The organism is Amycolatopsis sp. NPDC051106 (assembly GCF_040682775.1).
Classification (GTDB): domain Bacteria; phylum Actinomycetota; class Actinomycetes; order Mycobacteriales; family Pseudonocardiaceae; genus Amycolatopsis.
Map to the genome: position 1 here is coordinate 1 of NZ_JBFBBQ010000144.1, position 15,564 is coordinate 15,564.

18 protein-coding genes and 1 riboswitch are annotated in these 15,564 nt (G+C 71.0%); of the genes, 4 read left to right on the top strand and 14 right to left on the bottom strand.

The window, feature by feature from the left end; genetic code table 11:
- The coding region (locus tag AB0M83_RS46225) for an NAD-dependent epimerase/dehydratase family protein (RefSeq protein ID WP_364528381.1) at positions 1-1,219 on the bottom strand (1,219 nt) is incomplete at its 3' end.
- Between the two features lie 179 nt (positions 1,220-1,398).
- On the opposite strand from AB0M83_RS46225, the gene AB0M83_RS46230 reads away from it, so the two are divergent.
- The gene (locus tag AB0M83_RS46230) at positions 1,399-1,893 is read left to right on the top strand and encodes a GtrA family protein (RefSeq protein ID WP_364528384.1); all 495 of its coding nucleotides are present in this window, start codon (positions 1,399-1,401) and stop codon (positions 1,891-1,893) included.
- Here AB0M83_RS46230 and AB0M83_RS46235 read toward each other — a convergent pair.
- The 4 genes from AB0M83_RS46235 to AB0M83_RS46250 all read right to left on the bottom strand — a co-directional run bounded on the left by AB0M83_RS46235 (position 1,823) and on the right by AB0M83_RS46250 (position 8,979).
- Complete coding sequence (locus AB0M83_RS46235) at positions 1,823-3,997, bottom strand: glycosyltransferase family 2 protein (protein WP_364528386.1); 2,175 nt, start codon at positions 3,995-3,997, stop codon at positions 1,823-1,825. The two genes, AB0M83_RS46230 and AB0M83_RS46235, sit on opposite strands and share 71 nt — an antisense overlap.
- Positions 3,998-4,047: 50 nt before the next feature.
- Complete coding sequence (locus AB0M83_RS46240; protein WP_364528389.1) at positions 4,048-4,998, bottom strand: NAD-dependent epimerase/dehydratase family protein; 951 nt, start codon at positions 4,996-4,998, stop codon at positions 4,048-4,050.
- A 75-nt stretch (positions 4,999-5,073) separates the two neighbouring features.
- The gene (gene gcvP, locus AB0M83_RS46245) at positions 5,074-7,950 is read right to left on the bottom strand and encodes an aminomethyl-transferring glycine dehydrogenase (protein ID WP_364528392.1); all 2,877 of its coding nucleotides are present in this window, start codon (positions 7,948-7,950) and stop codon (positions 5,074-5,076) included.
- A 309-nt stretch (positions 7,951-8,259) separates the two neighbouring features.
- Positions 8,260-8,358, bottom strand: a riboswitch (glycine riboswitch).
- A gap of 42 nt (positions 8,359-8,400) precedes the next feature.
- Positions 8,401-8,979 carry a MerR family transcriptional regulator gene (locus tag AB0M83_RS46250; RefSeq protein WP_364528395.1) on the bottom strand — a complete coding sequence of 193 codons (579 nt, stop codon included), beginning with the start codon at positions 8,977-8,979 and terminating at the stop codon, positions 8,401-8,403.
- Between the two features lie 277 nt (positions 8,980-9,256).
- Between AB0M83_RS46250 and AB0M83_RS46255 the strand changes: the two genes are divergently transcribed.
- On the top strand, positions 9,257-9,889 hold the full coding sequence (locus AB0M83_RS46255; RefSeq protein WP_364528398.1) for a TetR/AcrR family transcriptional regulator: 633 nt from the start codon (positions 9,257-9,259) through the stop codon (positions 9,887-9,889).
- On the opposite strand, the gene trxA is transcribed toward AB0M83_RS46255, so the two are convergent.
- The 9 genes from trxA to AB0M83_RS46300 form a co-directional block, all read right to left on the bottom strand.
- The gene (trxA, locus tag AB0M83_RS46260; protein ID WP_364528401.1) at positions 9,886-10,224 is read right to left on the bottom strand and encodes a thioredoxin; all 339 of its coding nucleotides are present in this window, start codon (positions 10,222-10,224) and stop codon (positions 9,886-9,888) included. The genes AB0M83_RS46255 and trxA overlap by 4 nt on opposite strands.
- Entirely contained in the window at positions 10,221-10,631 is a 411-nt protein-coding gene (locus AB0M83_RS46265; RefSeq protein ID WP_364528404.1) for a MerR family transcriptional regulator, read from the bottom strand. Before AB0M83_RS46265 ends, trxA begins: the two co-directional genes overlap by 4 nt.
- A gap of 43 nt (positions 10,632-10,674) precedes the next feature.
- Entirely contained in the window at positions 10,675-11,148 is a 474-nt protein-coding gene (locus AB0M83_RS46270; protein ID WP_009078856.1) for a bifunctional nuclease family protein, read from the bottom strand.
- A gap of 216 nt (positions 11,149-11,364) precedes the next feature.
- A complete protein-coding gene (locus AB0M83_RS46275; protein ID WP_364528407.1) occupies positions 11,365-12,111 on the bottom strand; it encodes a MerR family transcriptional regulator in 747 nt (248 codons plus the stop codon).
- Positions 12,108-12,578, bottom strand: coding sequence for a glycogen accumulation regulator GarA (gene garA / locus AB0M83_RS46280; RefSeq protein WP_284750621.1), 471 nt, complete (start codon positions 12,576-12,578; stop codon positions 12,108-12,110). The genes AB0M83_RS46275 and garA overlap by 4 nt, the downstream gene beginning before the upstream one ends.
- Before the next feature lie 137 nt (positions 12,579-12,715).
- Complete coding sequence (gene gcvH / locus AB0M83_RS46285; protein WP_364528410.1) at positions 12,716-13,102, bottom strand: glycine cleavage system protein GcvH; 387 nt, start codon at positions 13,100-13,102, stop codon at positions 12,716-12,718.
- A gap of 101 nt (positions 13,103-13,203) precedes the next feature.
- Complete coding sequence (locus AB0M83_RS46290) at positions 13,204-13,824, bottom strand: CDP-alcohol phosphatidyltransferase family protein (protein ID WP_364528413.1); 621 nt, start codon at positions 13,822-13,824, stop codon at positions 13,204-13,206.
- Positions 13,825-13,837: 13 nt separating this feature from the next.
- Positions 13,838-14,068 (bottom strand): hypothetical protein, encoded by a 231-nt coding sequence (locus AB0M83_RS46295; RefSeq protein WP_364528416.1) that lies wholly within the window; start codon positions 14,066-14,068, stop codon positions 13,838-13,840.
- 277 nt (positions 14,069-14,345) lie between these two features.
- On the bottom strand, positions 14,346-14,630 hold the full coding sequence (locus tag AB0M83_RS46300) for a hypothetical protein (protein WP_364528419.1): 285 nt from the start codon (positions 14,628-14,630) through the stop codon (positions 14,346-14,348).
- Between the two features lies 1 nt (position 14,631).
- Here AB0M83_RS46300 and AB0M83_RS46305 point away from each other — a divergent pair, with 1 nt between their 5' ends.
- Positions 14,632-14,886, top strand: coding sequence for a hypothetical protein (locus AB0M83_RS46305; RefSeq protein WP_364528422.1), 255 nt, complete (start codon positions 14,632-14,634; stop codon positions 14,884-14,886).
- A 34-nt stretch (positions 14,887-14,920) separates the two neighbouring features.
- Positions 14,921-15,322 carry a hypothetical protein gene (locus tag AB0M83_RS46310; protein WP_364528425.1) on the top strand — a complete coding sequence of 134 codons (402 nt, stop codon included), beginning with the start codon at positions 14,921-14,923 and terminating at the stop codon, positions 15,320-15,322.
- Positions 15,323-15,564 lie beyond the last annotated feature (242 nt).

Sequence of the window (15,564 nt, forward strand, 5' to 3'; positions counted from 1 at the left end):
CGCGCCAGTCCCACTCGCGCTTGATCGACGTCGCGAAGCCGATCTCCAGCAGCGTGTTGAAGCCGCCGACGGCGACTTCATCCCGCCAGCGCACGGTCGGGCGGAGCTTCTCCGGGTTCACCCGGTGCTTGTTGGCCCCCACGATGTCGAACATCGACTCGATCAGCGTGTCCGAGAGCAGGTGCGGCGCCAGCCCCAGCCCGACCAGCCCGGTGTGCTTCACGTTGTAGTAGTGCTCCGGCGCCTCGGTGCGCGGGTTCTCCAGCTGCTCGATCTGCACCGGCCCGGGGAACCGCTCGGCGACGAGGTCGGCGATGGCCGCCACGGACATGCTCTCGGTCATCTGGTTGAACACGCGGAACTCCCCCGCCCCGGCCGGGTTCTCCACGGCGAGCCGGATGCATTCGACGGTGTCGCGGATGTCGATCAGGCCGCGCGTCTGGGTGCCCTTGCCGTACACGGTCAGCGGCTGGCCCAGCACCGCCTGGATGACGAACCGGTTCAGCACCGTGCCGAACACGGCGTCGTAGTCGAAGCGGGTCGCCAGACGCGGGTCGAGCGCCGTCTGCGGCGTCTGCTGGCCGTACACCACGCCCTGGTTGAGATCCGTCGCGCGCAGCCCCCAGGCGCGGCAAGTGAATTCGATGTTGTGCGAATCGTGGACCTTCGTCAGGTGGTAGAACGAGCCGGGCCGCTTCGGGAACAGCACACGATCTTTGCGCCCGTTGTGCTCGAGGTCCAGCCAGCCTTCTTCGATGTCGACGTTCGGCGTGCCGTATTCGCCCATCGTGCCCAGTTTGACCAGGTGGATCGCCGGGTCGATCTCGGCGATCGCGTACAGCAGGTTCAGGTTCCCGATCACGTTGTTGTGCTGGGTGTACACCGCGTGCTCGCGGTCGATCATCGAATACGGCGCGGACCGCTGCTCGGCGTAGTGCACCACCGTGTCGGGCGCGAAGTCGCGCACCGCTCCGAACAGGAACTCCGCGTCCAGCAAGTCGCCTTCGTAGCTGGTGATCGTGCGCCCGGAGACCTCCTGCCACGCCGAGATCCGGTCGGCCAGGGACTCGATCGGCACGAGGCTTTCGACGCCCAGTTCGGCGTCGTAGCCGCGGCGGGCGAAATTGTCGAGAACGGCTACCTCGTGGCCTTTGTCCGATAAGTGCAATGCGGTCGGCCAGCCCAGATATCCGTCACCGCCGAGAACCAGCACACGCATTGTGCCGCCTTTCCTGTTCGTTTACGCCACAAGCATGCCGATCCGACGAACGAGCAGAGGCTTGCGAGAACCCGACGCTATAGATCACCTGCTGATGAGGACCTGGCAATGAGCTGTGAATCTCCTATGCGTAGGGGACCCGGACGGCGGCGCGACCGGCTCACGGGGAGGATGGGGGCATGACGACCGTAACCAACGGCGTGCGGCCCCGCACGACGGAGAAGACCCGCCGCGGCCGGGCCCGGCTGGCGCGCGCCGCGGCGACCTCCGTCGCGGCCACGGTCGTCAGCCAGGTGGTGCTGCTCGCGGTCCTCGCGACCGGTGGCGCCGCGGCCCTGGCGAGCACGCTGGCGTGGGCGGCCGGCGCGGTGCTGAACTTCCTGGTCACCCGCCGCTGGGTGTGGGGCCGCACCGGACGCCCGCGCGTGCGCCGCGAACTGCTGCCCTACCTGGCCGTGATCGGCCTCGGCGGCCTCGGGTCCATCGGCCTGACGACCCTCGCCGGCTCGCTGCTCACGCCGCTGGACCTGCCCCACTTCTGGTGGGTCGTGCTCGTCGACGGCGCGTACGTGGCCAGCTACGCGCTGGTGTTCCTCGTCAAGTTCACCCTGCTCGACCGGCTCGTGTTCGGCCGCGGCGCAGCACGTACCCCCGCCACCACGTCCCGGTCATGACCCGGGCGTAGTTGGCGCCGTAGACGAGGCTGCCGCCCTTCTTGCTCTTGCCCGCCTTGCGCAGCCGCATGCTCATCGGCAGCTCGACGACCCGGGCGCCCCGCGCGGTCACCCCGAGCATCAGCTCCGACGACTGGTACTGCGGCTCGTTGAGCGGCACCGAGCACGCCAGGTCCGCCCGCATCGCGCGGAAGCCGAACGACGTGTCGGTGATCCGCCGCGCGGTCAGCACCGAGGCCAGCACGGCGAACACGCGCACACCCAGCCACCGGACGCGGCTGTCGGCCTCCTCGTGGCCGAGGCGCCGGGAGCCGGTGACGAAGTCCGCGGTGCCGTCGACGACCGGCCTGACCAGGGCTTCGAGTTCGCTGTTGTCGTACTGGCCGTCGGCGTCCGTCGTCACGACGTACTCGGCGCCGGCCTCGGCCGCGAGGTGGTAGCCGAGGCGCAGCGCGGCGCCCTGGCCACGGTTGCGGGGTGCGACGCAGACATACGCCCCATGCTCTTCGGCGATCGCCGCGGTGTCGTCGGTGCCGCCGTCGACCACGACGAGCACGTCGACCCGCATGCCGAGGCACTCGCCGGGCATCTTCTCCAGGACTTCGCCGATGCCGCCGGCTTCGTTGTAGGCCGCGACGACGACGGTCAGCGGGGCCAGCTCCAGCTCGGGGTGCCGGCCGCGGAAGTCGTCGAGGGCGTCCCGGTCGACGTCGTCGGGGAACGCGGCGAGGCGTTTCCGGCTGGCCGACGTCAGCGTGGTGAAGCCCAGCGCCCCGGCCACCGGCAGCAGCACGAGCGCGGGGATCTGGTAGCGCCAGGAGAACTGGAACACCGCCGAGGCGAACAGCAGGATCAGGCCGCTCGACGCCGCCAGCAGCGCGTCCGCCCGCGCCCGGTCCAGGGGCTTCTTGCGGCGGAACACCGTGAGCAGGCCCAGGATCGCGCCGATGCCGAGCACCGCGCCCGGGACGTAGCCGCCGCCGAGCTGGTAGTCGCGCAGGATCTTGGCCAGCGGCTGGTCGACGCTCGCGACGACACCGTCGTTCTGCCGCGTGACGAGGTCGATCAGGGACTGGTCGGCCCACTGCGGGTACGTGAGCTGGAACTGCCACCGGTCCAGGGGGACGTCGGTCGGGTCCTGCTCGCGGGTCCAGGCGAAGCTCTTCGAGAAGTCGTCGAGGATCGCTTCGGCGACGTCGCCGGGCTGCTCCTTCAGCACGTCGAGCGCGAACTCGTGCGCCAGCGCGGCCTTGTCCGCCCCCGGCGGCAGCGGGCCGGGCCAGTTCGGGTCGAGGTCGGCGTGCGTGTAGTTGTCCACCAGCCGGGTCTCGCGCGGTTCGGCCGGGCAGAACACCTGCAGCGTGGGGTCGAGATGGAGGTTCGCGCAGTCGGCGACGGCGGCGGTGCGGCCGTAGAGCATGTTGCCGGACGGCCCGGTCAGCCCCCACTTGCCGGTCTCCGAATGCACCCGCGCCGAGTAGGGCACGAGCACGACGAGCAGGCCCAGCACGCCGGCACCGGCCCGGCGCCAGCCCGTCCAGTGCCGCCACGCTCCCCCGGCCACGACGAGATAGCCCAGCACCGGCAGAGCCAGCGAGATGCCGATCAGCCGGGTCAGCACGGCGAACCCGACCAGCAGGCCGGCGACGCCGGCACGCTTCCAGCCCGGCGTACCCCAGCCGAGGAGGAGCCAGAGGAGACCGAGCAGAACCGCCTCGAAGACGACCTCGGACATGATGTTCTGCTCGATCTGGAGCTGGTAGGCGTCGAGCAGGACCGGGACCGCGGCGAGCGCGGCGACCCACGGGCGGCCGCCGAGGCGCAGCACCAGCGCGTAGCCGCCGATCGCGATGAGGATCCCGCCGACGTGCTGCACCGCGGCGACCCAGGCGAGCCCGCCGACGGCCAGCAGCGGCCGCAGCACGAGGTCGTAGCCGATCGGGTCGAGCTGGTCGGCACGCAGCGCGTGGAGGTTGTCGAGGTAGCGGAACGAATCGATGAACAGCAGCGCGGGCCGGTAGGCCAGCCAGGTCAGCACCCGGACGGCGATCGCCGGAACGAGGAGCAGGAGCAGCAGCCAGTGCCGCTTGAGAAAAGAAAACACAGCGGCGCGAAGCGCCTCCGTTGAGGGTGGCGGCGGGGGCATGGATGGAGTCACGGTGTCGCGTTCGGACGGTCGAGCCCGGAGAAGTACTTCCAGGCCGTCGCGAGGCCGTCGGTGAGCGAGACCTCCGGCCGGTACCCGATGGTCTCGGCGCTGGCCGAGACGTCGACGACCACTGCGGGCATCTCGCCCGCCGGCGCCTCGACGTGCTCGACGGGCAGCTCGGCACCGGTCACCTCGCGCACGGCCTCGACCATCTCCAGCACGGACACCGAGCGCCCGGCGCCGACGATCGCGCGGCCGGTGTGGCCGCTGTCGAGCGCGAGCAGGATGGCGCGGACGACGTCGTCGACGTGCACGAGGTCGCGGCGCTGGCGGCCGTCACCGTGGATCCGGACCCCGGTGCCGGTCAGCGCGGCGCGCATCATGCGCGGCACGAAACTGTCCTTGTGGGACATTCCCGGGCCGTAGACGTTGGTGAACCGCAACGCACACGTCGTCATGCCGTACGCGCCGGCGTAGCCCGAGAGCAGCATTTCGCACGCCGCCTTGGTGGCGCCGTAGGGCGTGAGCGGCCGCAGCGGCAGGTCCGGGGTGATCGTCGCGGTGCCGACGTCGCCGATCACCGCGTTGGTCGAGGCGAGCAGGAACTTCGGCACCTCACGGCGGCGCGCGAGCTCCAGCAGCTCCTGGGTGACCAGGACGTTGTCGGCGAACGTGTCTTCGGGCAGCTCGACCGACTTCAACACCGACGTCAGCGCCGCGAGGTGCACGATCCCGGCGGTCCCGCGCGGCACGGCCTCCTCGCGGACACCGGCGTCTCGGAGGTCACCGGTCACCACCCGGACGCCGCCGTCGCCGCCGGCCGGGAACGGGACCCGATCCACGACGGTGACCGGGACACCCCGGTCGCGTAGGGCGCGCACGACGGCCCGGCCGATGAAGCCGCTGCCGCCGGTCACGACCACGGACGGTTGAGCAGGACCGTGCGCACTCGCCATGGCGTCAACCTACCTCCCGTTCCTGTGCGGGCCCGGCCCGGCGTACGCACCACCGTGGAGGGCCCGAAGCAGGAGTCAGGCGAAGGCTTCCGGGGGCGGGCAGGAACAGACCAGGGTGCGGTCGCCCGCCGCGCCGTCGATGCGGCGGACCGGCGGCCAGATCTTCGGCGCGCCCGGGCCCGCCGGGAACACCGCCGTTTCGCGGCTGTACGGCCGGTCCCACTCGCCCGCGATGCAGCGAGCCGTGTGCGGGGCCTGCCGCAGCGGCGACTCCGCCAGCGCCCACTCCCCCGCCGCCACGCGGTCGATCTCCGCGCGGATCGCGATCATCGCGGTGCAGAAGCGGTCCAGCTCGGCCAGGTCTTCGCTCTCGGTCGGCTCCACCATCAGCGTGCCCGCCACCGGGAACGACATCGTCGGCGCGTGCAGGCCGTAGTCCGCCAGCCGCTTCGCGACGTCGTCGACCGTCACGCCCGTCGCCTTTGTCAACGGCCGCAGGTCCAGGATGCATTCGTGGGCCACGAAACCCGACCGGCCCGCGTACAGCACCGGGTAGTGCTCCCCGAGCCGCCGGGCGACGTAGTTGGCGTTGGCCACCGCGACGAGGGTCGCCCGGCGCAGGCCGTCCGCGCCCATCATCCGGACGTACGCCCACGAGATCGGCAGGATCGACGCGCTCCCCCACGGCGCCGCGCTGACCGGACCGACCCCGGTCCCCGGGCCGGCCGCGGGCTGCAGCGGGTGGTTCGGCAGGAACGGTGCCAGGTGCGCGCGGACCCCGATCGGCCCGACGCCAGGCCCGCCGCCGCCGTGCGGGATGCAGAAGGTCTTGTGCAGGTTCAGGTGTGAGACGTCGGCGCCGAACCGGCCGTACTGCGCCACGCCGATGAGCGCGTTCAGGTTGGCGCCGTCGACGTACACCTGCCCGCCCGCGTCGTGCACCAGCGCGCACACCTCGCCGACGGTGTCCTCGTAGACCCCGTGCGTCGACGGGTAGGTGATCATGATCGCGGCCAGGTCGGCGCGGTGCTCGTCCACAGTGGACCGCAGGTGCGCGAGGTCGATGTCGCCGTCGTCGCCGCAGCGGACGACGACCACCCGCATGCCGGCCATCACGGCGCTCGCCGCGTTGGTGCCGTGCGCGCTCGCCGGGATCAGGCAGACGTCGCGCTCGCCCTCACCGCGCGAACGGTGGTAGGCGCGGATGGCCAGCAGCCCGGCGAACTCGCCCTGGCTGCCCGCGTTGGGCTGCAGGGAAACCGTGTCGTAGCCGGTGATCCGCGCGAGCCAGGCACCGAGGTCGGCGATCACCTCCAGCAGCCCGGCGGCGTCCTCGGCGGGCGCGAACGGGTGCAGCCCGGCGAACTCCGGCCAGGTGACCGGTTCCATCTCGGCGGTGGCGTTGAGCTTCATGGTGCACGAGCCGAGCGGGATCATGCTGCGGTCGAGCGCGACGTCCTTGTCGGCCAGCTGCCGCAGGTACCGCAGCAGCGCGGTTTCCGACCGGTGGGTGTGGAACACGGGGTGGGTGAGGAACGCGCTGGTGCGCCGCAGCGGTGCCGGGAGCGCGTCGGCCGTGTCCGCGTCGAGGCCATCCACATCGGACACCGAGACGCCGAACGCCTTCCACACGAGGGAAAGCCGTTCGCGGGTGGTGGTCTCGTCGCAGGCGACGCCGACGTGGTCGTCGTCGACGAGCCGCAGGTTCACACCGAGGTCGCGAGCGGCCGCGACGACCGCGTGCGCCCGGCCGGGCACCGCCGCGGTGACGGTGTCGAAGAACTCGCCGTGCCCGACGTCGACGCCGCCTTCGGCGAGGCCGGCGGCGAGCACGGTGGCCATCCGGTGGGCGCGCAGCGCGATCCCGCGCAGTCCGTCGGGACCGTGGTACACCGCGTACATGGAGGCCATCACCGCGAGCAGGACCTGCGCGGTGCAGATGTTCGACGTCGCCTTCTCGCGGCGGATGTGCTGCTCTCGCGTCTGGAGGGCGAGCCGGTACGCGGGCGCGCCGTCCGCGTCCTTCGAGACGCCGACCAGGCGGCCGGGCAGCTGCCGTTCGAGGCCGTGGCGGACGGCGAGGTAGGCCGCGTGCGGGCCGCCGAAGCCGAGCGGGACGCCGAACCGCTGCGTCGACCCGACGGCGACGTCGGCGCCGAGCTCTCCCGGCGGCCGCAGCAGGGTCAGGGCGAGCGGGTCGGCGGCGACGATCACCGCGGCGCCGTGTTTCTTGGCCTCGGCGATCGTCAGGTCGAGCTCGTGCACCGCGCCGGACGCGCCCGGGTAGGACAGCAGGACGCCGAAGAAGTCGCCGCCGAGGCCGAGGCCGGTCAGGCCCTGGGAAAGGTCTTCGACGACGAGCTCGATGCCGAGGGGCTCGGCGCGGGTCCGGAGCACGGCGAGGGTCTGCGGCAAGGTGTCCCGGTCGACGACGAACCGGTGCGACGCGGCTTTCCCGGCGCGGCGCACGAGCGTCATCGCCTCGGCGGCCGCGGTGGCCTCGTCGAGCATCGACGCGTTGGCGACGGGCAGCCCGGTGAGGTCGGCGACCATGGTCTGGAAGTTGAGCAGCGCTTCGAGCCGGCCTTGCGAGATCTCGGGCTGGTAAGGCGTGTACGCGGTGTACCAGGCGGGGTTTTCGAGCACGTTCCGCCGGATGACGGGCGGGGTGACGGTGTCGTGGTAGCCGAGCCCGATCATCTGGGCCATGGGCCGGTTCCGCGCGGCGAGCGCCCGGAGTTCGGCGAGGGCCTGGGCTTCGGTGGCGGCCGGGGGAAGTTCGAGCGGCCCGGCGGAGGCACGCAGCGACTCGGGAACAGCACGCTCGGAGAGCTCGTCGAGAGAAGCGACTCCGACGACGTCGAGGATCTGGCGAAGTTCGTCCGGCCCAGGCCCGATGTGCCGGTCGGCGAAAGGGATGCCCTGTTCCAAAGAGGCGAGCGACAAGTCCAAGGTGGCCTCCTCCGAACGGCGGTGTCTCCACCCAGCTAACCGGACCCGAGAACGGAACGCGACCACCGCGGGAGTCCGGGGGCGGAGCCCGCCGGGCGGGGTGTGGGGGTTGCACCCCCACAGGACACTCCGGAGGGTTCGGGCGAGCGCTCTTCGCGAGCACAGCTCACCCAAACCCCGGAGGAATCCTCCCCACTCTGTCCGTACCTGCAGAACAGGCGCCTGAGAGTTTCGCCCGAGGTTGAGCCGGGCTTGCACCGTCGGCGGGGCCATCAGGTTGTGTCCTGACGACCCGCTTTCCAGAGGCGTCTCGTCCGCGCGGTCCGGGGTGCCTGAGAGGTTCCGGGGAGGACTTGCTCCTTCGGCGCCGAGCTCGAGGTGTGGCTCGGACTCTCCCGCGCGGATTCGTCGACCGCAGGCAGAACCTTACCCGGTCCGCCGCGGCGGTGATCACCCGGTCTTGCGGGCGTTGCGGCGCTGGGTGAGCTCGTCCGGCTCGTGCTGCTCGACGATGCCGCCGTCGGCGCGTTCGGCCGGAAACTCGTGGATGGTGCCGCTGATTTCCTGCATGGCGCCGCTGACCGCGATGCCGAAGACGCCTTGGCCGCCTTGGAGCAGGTCGACGATCTCCTCGGGTGAGGTGCACTCGTAGACCGTGGTGCCGTCGGAGAACAGCGTGACCTTCGCGAGGTCGCGCACTCCGCGGACGCGCAGGTGGTCGACGGCGACCCGGATGTTCTGCAGGGAGACTCCGGTGTCCAGGAGCCGTTTGACGACCTTGAGGACCAGGATGTCCTTGAACGAGTACAGCCGCTGCGAGCCGGAGCCGTGCGCCGTGCGGATGCTGGGTGCGACCAGCTTCGTCCGGGCCCAGTAGTCGAGCTGGCGGTAGGTGATCCCGGCGATCTGGCACGCGGCCGGGCCGCGGTAGCCCACCAGCTCGTCCGGCAGCGAGTCGTCAGGGAACAGTTCACCCTGCTCACCAGCCGCGACCTGAACAGGCTGCTTCTCGGAACCAGCCTCGACCACGCAAGCCTCCCTTCGCCCGACCTGATGGCCGGCGAATGACAGCCGGACGGTCCCAGAGTGGGACCCGCCGGAGATCAATCGCCACGGTCCGGCCCCAGACCGTGAATCACACCGTGGCGATTTACCTCCTTCGACGGTAAGCGCCCGGAGAACACCGGTCAACGCGACGCGCGGCAAGCCTCGACGGTCGGCTGAGCCTTTGAGCCGTTCGCCGTACCCCGGTCGCGGCGGTTCAAACCTCTTGACGATTTTTACTCAGCTGAGTAACTTTTTACTCATGCAAGTAAACACCGACCTGATGGCCGAGATGGGGCTCAGCGCCACCGAGGCGGCGCGCCGCGCCCAGATCATCGGCGCGACCATCGGCGTGATCGCCGACCTCGGCTACCGGAAAGCCACGTTCGCCAAGATCAAGGAACGCGCCGGGCTCAGCAGCACGCGGATGATCTCGTACCACTTCACGAACAAGGCCGGCCTGATGCAGGCCGTGCTGAGCACGGTCGTGGAGACGAAGAACGAGTTCCTGAAGGAACGCACCGGCGGCGGGGTCGACCCCGCGGACCGGCCCGGGTACCTGCGGGCCCACATCGAGACGTCGATCGCGTTCCTGCGCGCGTACCCGGAGTGCGTCCGGGTGCTGACCGAGATGGCGGCCAACGCCGACGACGCCGACGGCTGGGTGATGACGAAGGTCCTGGTCGACGACATGCGCGTGCACGGGCTGGCCCGCCAGCTGAAGCAGGGTCAGGCGGAAGGGCGGTTCGGCGCCTTCACGCCGGAGGTGATGGCGATGTCGATCGCACAGGCCATCGACGGGGTGGCCGCGGCCTACGCGGCCGACCCGTCGCTGGATCTGGAGCAGTACGGGCGGGAAGTCGCCGACACCTTCGTGAAGGCGACGGCTCCCTAGAGGACCTGGTCGAGGCGCTCCTCGATCCGGGCCTTCGGGTAGGCGCCGACGATCGTCGTCACCGGCTCGCCGCCCGAGAAGAGGATCATCGTCGGCAGGGACATGACCTGGTAGGACCGGGTCGTTTCCGGGTTCTCGTCGGCGTTGACCTTCCGCACGGCGAGCTTCCCGGCCCGCTCGGCAGCCAGCTGGGCCAGCACCGGGCCCACCATCCGGCAGGGCCCGCACCAGGTGGCCCAGAACTCGACCAGCACCGGGACGTCACTGCCGAGGACCTCGGCGGCGAACGTGGCGTCGGTGACGTCGGAAACGGCAACTGTGGTGTCTGCGGTCATGACGAGCTCCTTGACGGACGCGGGGCATCGGGGACGACACACGGATCGGGGGCCTGCCGGGCGAGGGCGCCGGCGAGCTTGGCCGCCAGTTCGGCCCGGATGCCGCCGAGGCGGGCCAGCAGCGCGTCGGCTTCTTCGAGCTTGCGGCGGTAGACCTCGATCGAACTCGCGCAGGAGTCGCCGGTCTCGTGGCCGCTGCGGAGGCAGTCGACGAACGGGCGGGTTTCGTCGAGGGTCAGGCCGACCGTCTGCAGCGTCTGGATCTCCCGGACCAGCTGCAGGTCGTCCTCGTCGTACTCGCGGTAGCCGTTCGCCGAGCGACGGGCCTCGAGAAGGCCCTGGGCCTCGTAAAAACGCAGCGCACGGGTGGTGACACCCGTGCGCTGCGCAAGCTCTCCGATCCGCATGCCTGAAGACGCTAGACGTTGACGTCCGCGTCAAGGCAAGGTCTCACGTATCGGCTCCGCGGAAGTCTTCCGGCGACACGGAGTCGAGGAACTCGCGGAACTTCTCGACCTCGTCCTCCTGCTCGTCCGGGATGATCAGGCCCGCCTCCTCCAGCACCGCGTCCACGGCGTGGATGGGGACGCCGATCCGCAGGGCGAGCGCGACCGAGTCGCTCGGCCGGGCGGAGACCCGGATGTCGCCGTCGAACACGAGCTCGGCGAAGAACGTGCCTTCCTTGAGGTCGGTGATGACGACCTGCTCGAGCTCGCGGCCCAGCGCTCCGATGACCTCTTTCAGCAGGTCATGGGTGAGCGGACGGGCCGGACGGACCCCCTGTTGCTCCAACGCGATGGCGGTCGCTTCGACCGAGCCGATCCAGATCGGCAGGTACCGTTCGCCCTCGGTCTCCCGCAGCAGCAAGATCGGCTGATTCGCGGGCAGCTCGACCCGCACACCGACGACGCGCATTTCGCTCATCGGGCTTCGCCTCCCTCTCGTGCACACGGGCTTCAGCGCTGGAACCGCCTCGCGCCGTTCACTCCCGACGCTACCCGTCATCCGTGCGCTGTGCTCGCTGTCGGACACTCTCGGCTCGCCTACCGCAAACCGTTGTTCTCACGGTACGGCATGAGGTGCCGAACATTCAGTCATTGACATGGGACCGCAAAGAGGATCTCACCGTCCCGTTACGGCTCAACAACCCGTGGCGCCACGGATTCCCGCCTTCACGAGGAGCGTGTGCAGGGTCACGGACAGTGCCGCGAGCTCTCGCACCACTTCGTCGGCCCTCGCCTTGGCTTCCGGATCACGATGCCGGTACACCGGGGTCACGATCTGCTCCAGCAACCCGACCTCGCGGTCGGCCGCGGCGCGGAAGGCACGCAGGTGTCTCGGCTCGATACCGAATTCGGTCATCGCCTTCACCGTCCGCGCGACGAGCACCGCGTCCGGGTCGAAGAACCCCGCGGGGCCGGACCGGACCAGGCCGTACTGCTGCAGCTCGGCGAGTGCGGCGGCGTCGATGCCGGCCTGCTCAAGGAGCTCCTCCTGGGTCAGGCGCAGCTCCTTGCCGCCGGCGAAGTCCTCCGCCACCGGCAGGCCGACGTTCTCCGCCGCCGCGTCGATCGGCACCAGCCGGCGCGGCGGGCGGGGCAGGTCCGCGACGGGCCCGGCACCCGAGTCCGCCGCGTCCAGCTGCTCCTTGATGACCTTCAACGGCAGGTAGTGATCCCGCTGGGCGGCCAGGACGAACCGCAGTCGCTCCACGTCCGCCGCGACGAACTGCCGGTACCCCGAAGCCGTCCGGCCCGGTTGGACCAGGCCTTCCGCTTCGAGGAACCGGATCTTGGAGATGGTGACGTCGGGAAAGTCCTGGCGCAGCTGCGCCAGGACGGCCCCGATGCTCAGTCCGTGACTCTGTGGCCGCCCGGCCGCCGTCACTGCGCCCCCTGGCCCCCGTGCCCCGGGCCGGTCAGGAAGACCAGGCGGAACTTCCCGATCTGCACCTCGTCGCCGCCCGCGAGGACGGCCTGGTCGACCGGCTCGCGGTTGACGTAGGTGCCGTTGAGGCTGCCGACGTCGATGACGACGAACTCGCCGCCCTCACGCCGGAACTCGGCGTGCCGGCGGGAGACCGTGACGTCGTCCAGGAAGATGTCGCTGTCCGGGTGGCGCCCGGCGCTGGTCGTGTCGCGGTCGAGCAGGAACCGCGAACCCGCGTTCGGGCCGCGCTTCACGACCAGCAGCGCCGAACCCGCGGGCAGGGCGTCGACGCCCTGGACGGGCGCCTCCGCGGCCGGGGCGGACTCGTGGCCTTCGGCTTCGGCCAGGAAGTCGGCCCGGAAGACAGAGGTCCGCTCCGGAGACTGCTCCGGGGGAACGCCACCGGGCCCGTCGTTCGTGCTCACCTGAGCTCTCCTCCACACATGCTGTGTTGCCTAGTACTCAAGAACGTGTAGCTGCCAACGTACCGTGCCTGATCGATTCTCCGAGCCCCGGCTCCCCGAACCGGCGCAGTGCCGGGCCGGGCGGCCGCCGGCGGAGCTCAGCCCTTGGTCAGGGCGTCGTACGCCTCGGCTTCCAGCAGGGCTTCGAGCCCCGCCGGGTCGTCGAGCCGGATCTCGATCAGCCAGCCCTCGCCGTAGGGGTCGCTGTTGATCAGCTCCGGCGATTCGGCGACGGCGTCGTTGATCGCGACGACCTCGCCGTCGACCGGCGCGAACAGCTCGGACACGCTCTTCGTCGACTCGACCTCGCCGAAGACGTCGCCCGCGCTCACCTGGCGGCCGACCTCCGGCAGGTCGACGAACACGACGTCGCCGAGCTGGTCCTGCGCGTACTCGGTGATGCCGATGCGGACGAGGGTGTCCTCGCCGCGGGTGGCGACCCACTCGTGTTCCTCGGTGTAGCGAAGCTCTTCAGGAGCGGACACCGCCGGTCCCCTTTCATGCCCTCACTGGCGAAAACGTGCTGGGCGAAGTCTTACACCCACACGGCGCAGCGCCGGGTCCGGCCCGCGGAAAAACGTCGCGCTCAGTTGTCGCCGGCGCCGCGCAGGGCGTTGCGCGCCTGCACGACGTAGAGCACGCCGGACCAGACGTAGAGGACCCCGCCCCAGATGGTGAAGGCGTAGCCGATCGGCCGGGCGACCGCGGCGACGTCCGAGCCACCCTGCGCGAGCAGCAGGAACGGGAAGGCGTACATCAGCACGAAGGTCGCGCCCTTGCCGAGGTAGGTCACCTCCGGCGGGGCGAAGCCACCGCGGCGCAGGGCCAGCACGCACACGCCGAGGACGGCCTCGCGCAGCACCAGCGGCACCACGACCCACCAGGGGACGATGTCGCGGACCAGGAACGCGATGAGCGTCGCGAGGATGTAGAGCCGGTCGGCCGCCGGGTCGAGCAGCTGGCCCAGCCGGGACATCTGGTTGAGCCAGCGGGCCAGCTTGCCGTCGAGCCAGTCGGTCAGCGCGCTGAACACCAGCAGCGCGAGCGCCCAGCCGTCCTCCTCCGGCCCCAGCAGCAGCCACAGGAACACCGGCACGCCGGCCAGCCGCAGCAGCGACAGCATGTTGGGGACGTTGAAGGCCTGCCTCAGCAGGGACGGCTCGGCGGCGCTCGCCTGAGCGGCGGGTTCGGGTGCGGCTGTGCTCACCCGGCCAGCGTAGTCAGCACGCGCGGCGGCGGCTCCAGCCGCGCCGCTGCAGTTCGGCGCTGCTCAGCGCCTCGGGGCGGCCGCGGAGGTCGGTGCCCATCCAGCGGGCGCGGCCGGGGCGCGCCTCCAGGACGTAGGGACGTCCGCAGCACCAGACCACGCTGCTGGGGACGGTCGGGGGGCCGGCGGTTTCGGTGCTGGTGTCGGTGCTGGCGTGGGGGCTGGTCACAGCGTCGGCGTTCATCGCTCTCACGGGCTCGGGGCGGTTGTCGGGGACGGGAAGCTCGTCGGCCTCCACCGAGATCTTCGGCTCCCGGGGCCGGGATGTTAACCGGCACGGCCGGAATTAGACCGATCGATTCTTGATGGCAGCGTGAGGTTTCGGAGCGTGAACGGAATGTTAATTGTCCATTGTGGACGATGATTCGGTGGCCACCGGGCCGGGCCGCTACCCGGCTGGAGTAATCTGCCGCACACCTGTGGGCGAGCCGGTCCACGGGGCCCCGGCCAGGATGACCGGGTCAGCCTGACCGGGGAGGAACGATCGCGGTGCCCCACCCGACCACCACGAGGACGTGGCGGCCGTTGCTCGCCGCCTGCCTCGCCGTGCCCGCGCTCGCGGCCTGCTCCGGCGAGCCGGCCGCCCAGGCACCGCCGTCCTCGTCTTCCCCGGCGGCCACCACCTCCGCGCCGGCGTCGCCCACCGGCACGCCGCCCCCACCGCCCGCCGACGGCAGCTCCCCGGCGCCCCCGCCGGCGCCGAAGCCGTCCGGCGCGCCGCCGTCGGTCCCGGGGTCGTGCGGCACCGTGACCGCCGCCAGCGGGCTGACGCTCTACGTGTTCGACAGCGGCTCGGCCGGCGTCAGCTGCGTCGCGGCGACGAAGCTCGTCGGCGACTTCCACCGCACGATCGCCGGGCGCCAGGGCGCCGGCTCGAACGACGCGGTGAACGAGACCGTCGACGGCTGGCTGTGCACGTCCGGACCGCCCGCCGCCCAGGGCGGCACCACCTGCACGAAGGGCGAGCAGACGGTCTTCGCCGCCGTCGTGCCGTCCGAGTGACCTCTCCCGATCCGTTTCCGCTCCTGAAGGGCCCATGAAGACACTCGCCTACCCCCTGCTGCTCGTCGCCGCCTCCGCCGTGCTGGCCGGCTGCGGCGGAGACCCGGCGCCCGCGGCGCCGTCCGCGGCTGCCCCCGCGCCCGTCCCCGCCGAGGCCGCGGCGGCCGGGTCGACGGCGCCGGGCGTGCCGTGCGGCGACGTCACCGGCACGGGCGGCGCGAAGACGGCGGTCGTCGCGCACGGCCAGGTCGACTGCGCCGCGGCGACGAAGCTGCTGAAGGACTACTTCGCGAAGCTGACCCCGGCCGACGCGGCCTCCGCCGACGGCCCGGGCCCGATCGTCCTCGACGAGTGGACGTGCGGCAGCGGCCCGAACGACCCGGTGACGGCCTGCTCGACGGAGGACGGCCGCCAGGTCGAGGGCACCCGCGCCTGAGCTGGTCCCGAGCGCCCCAATGTGGCCTTCGGTGCGTTCAACGCACCCAAGGCGGCCTTCGGTGCGTTGAACGCAACCAAGACGATGTCCTATTTGGTTACATAGTTGTGACCGAGAAGGCCGGACCACCTACCTGTCCCACACATGGGACAGGTAGGGATAAGACTTGAGCTGGGGAAACGTCGAGTTGGGGGGATGGGGCAGGGTACACCGAACCCTGACCCAACCCCCAAACGCCACGC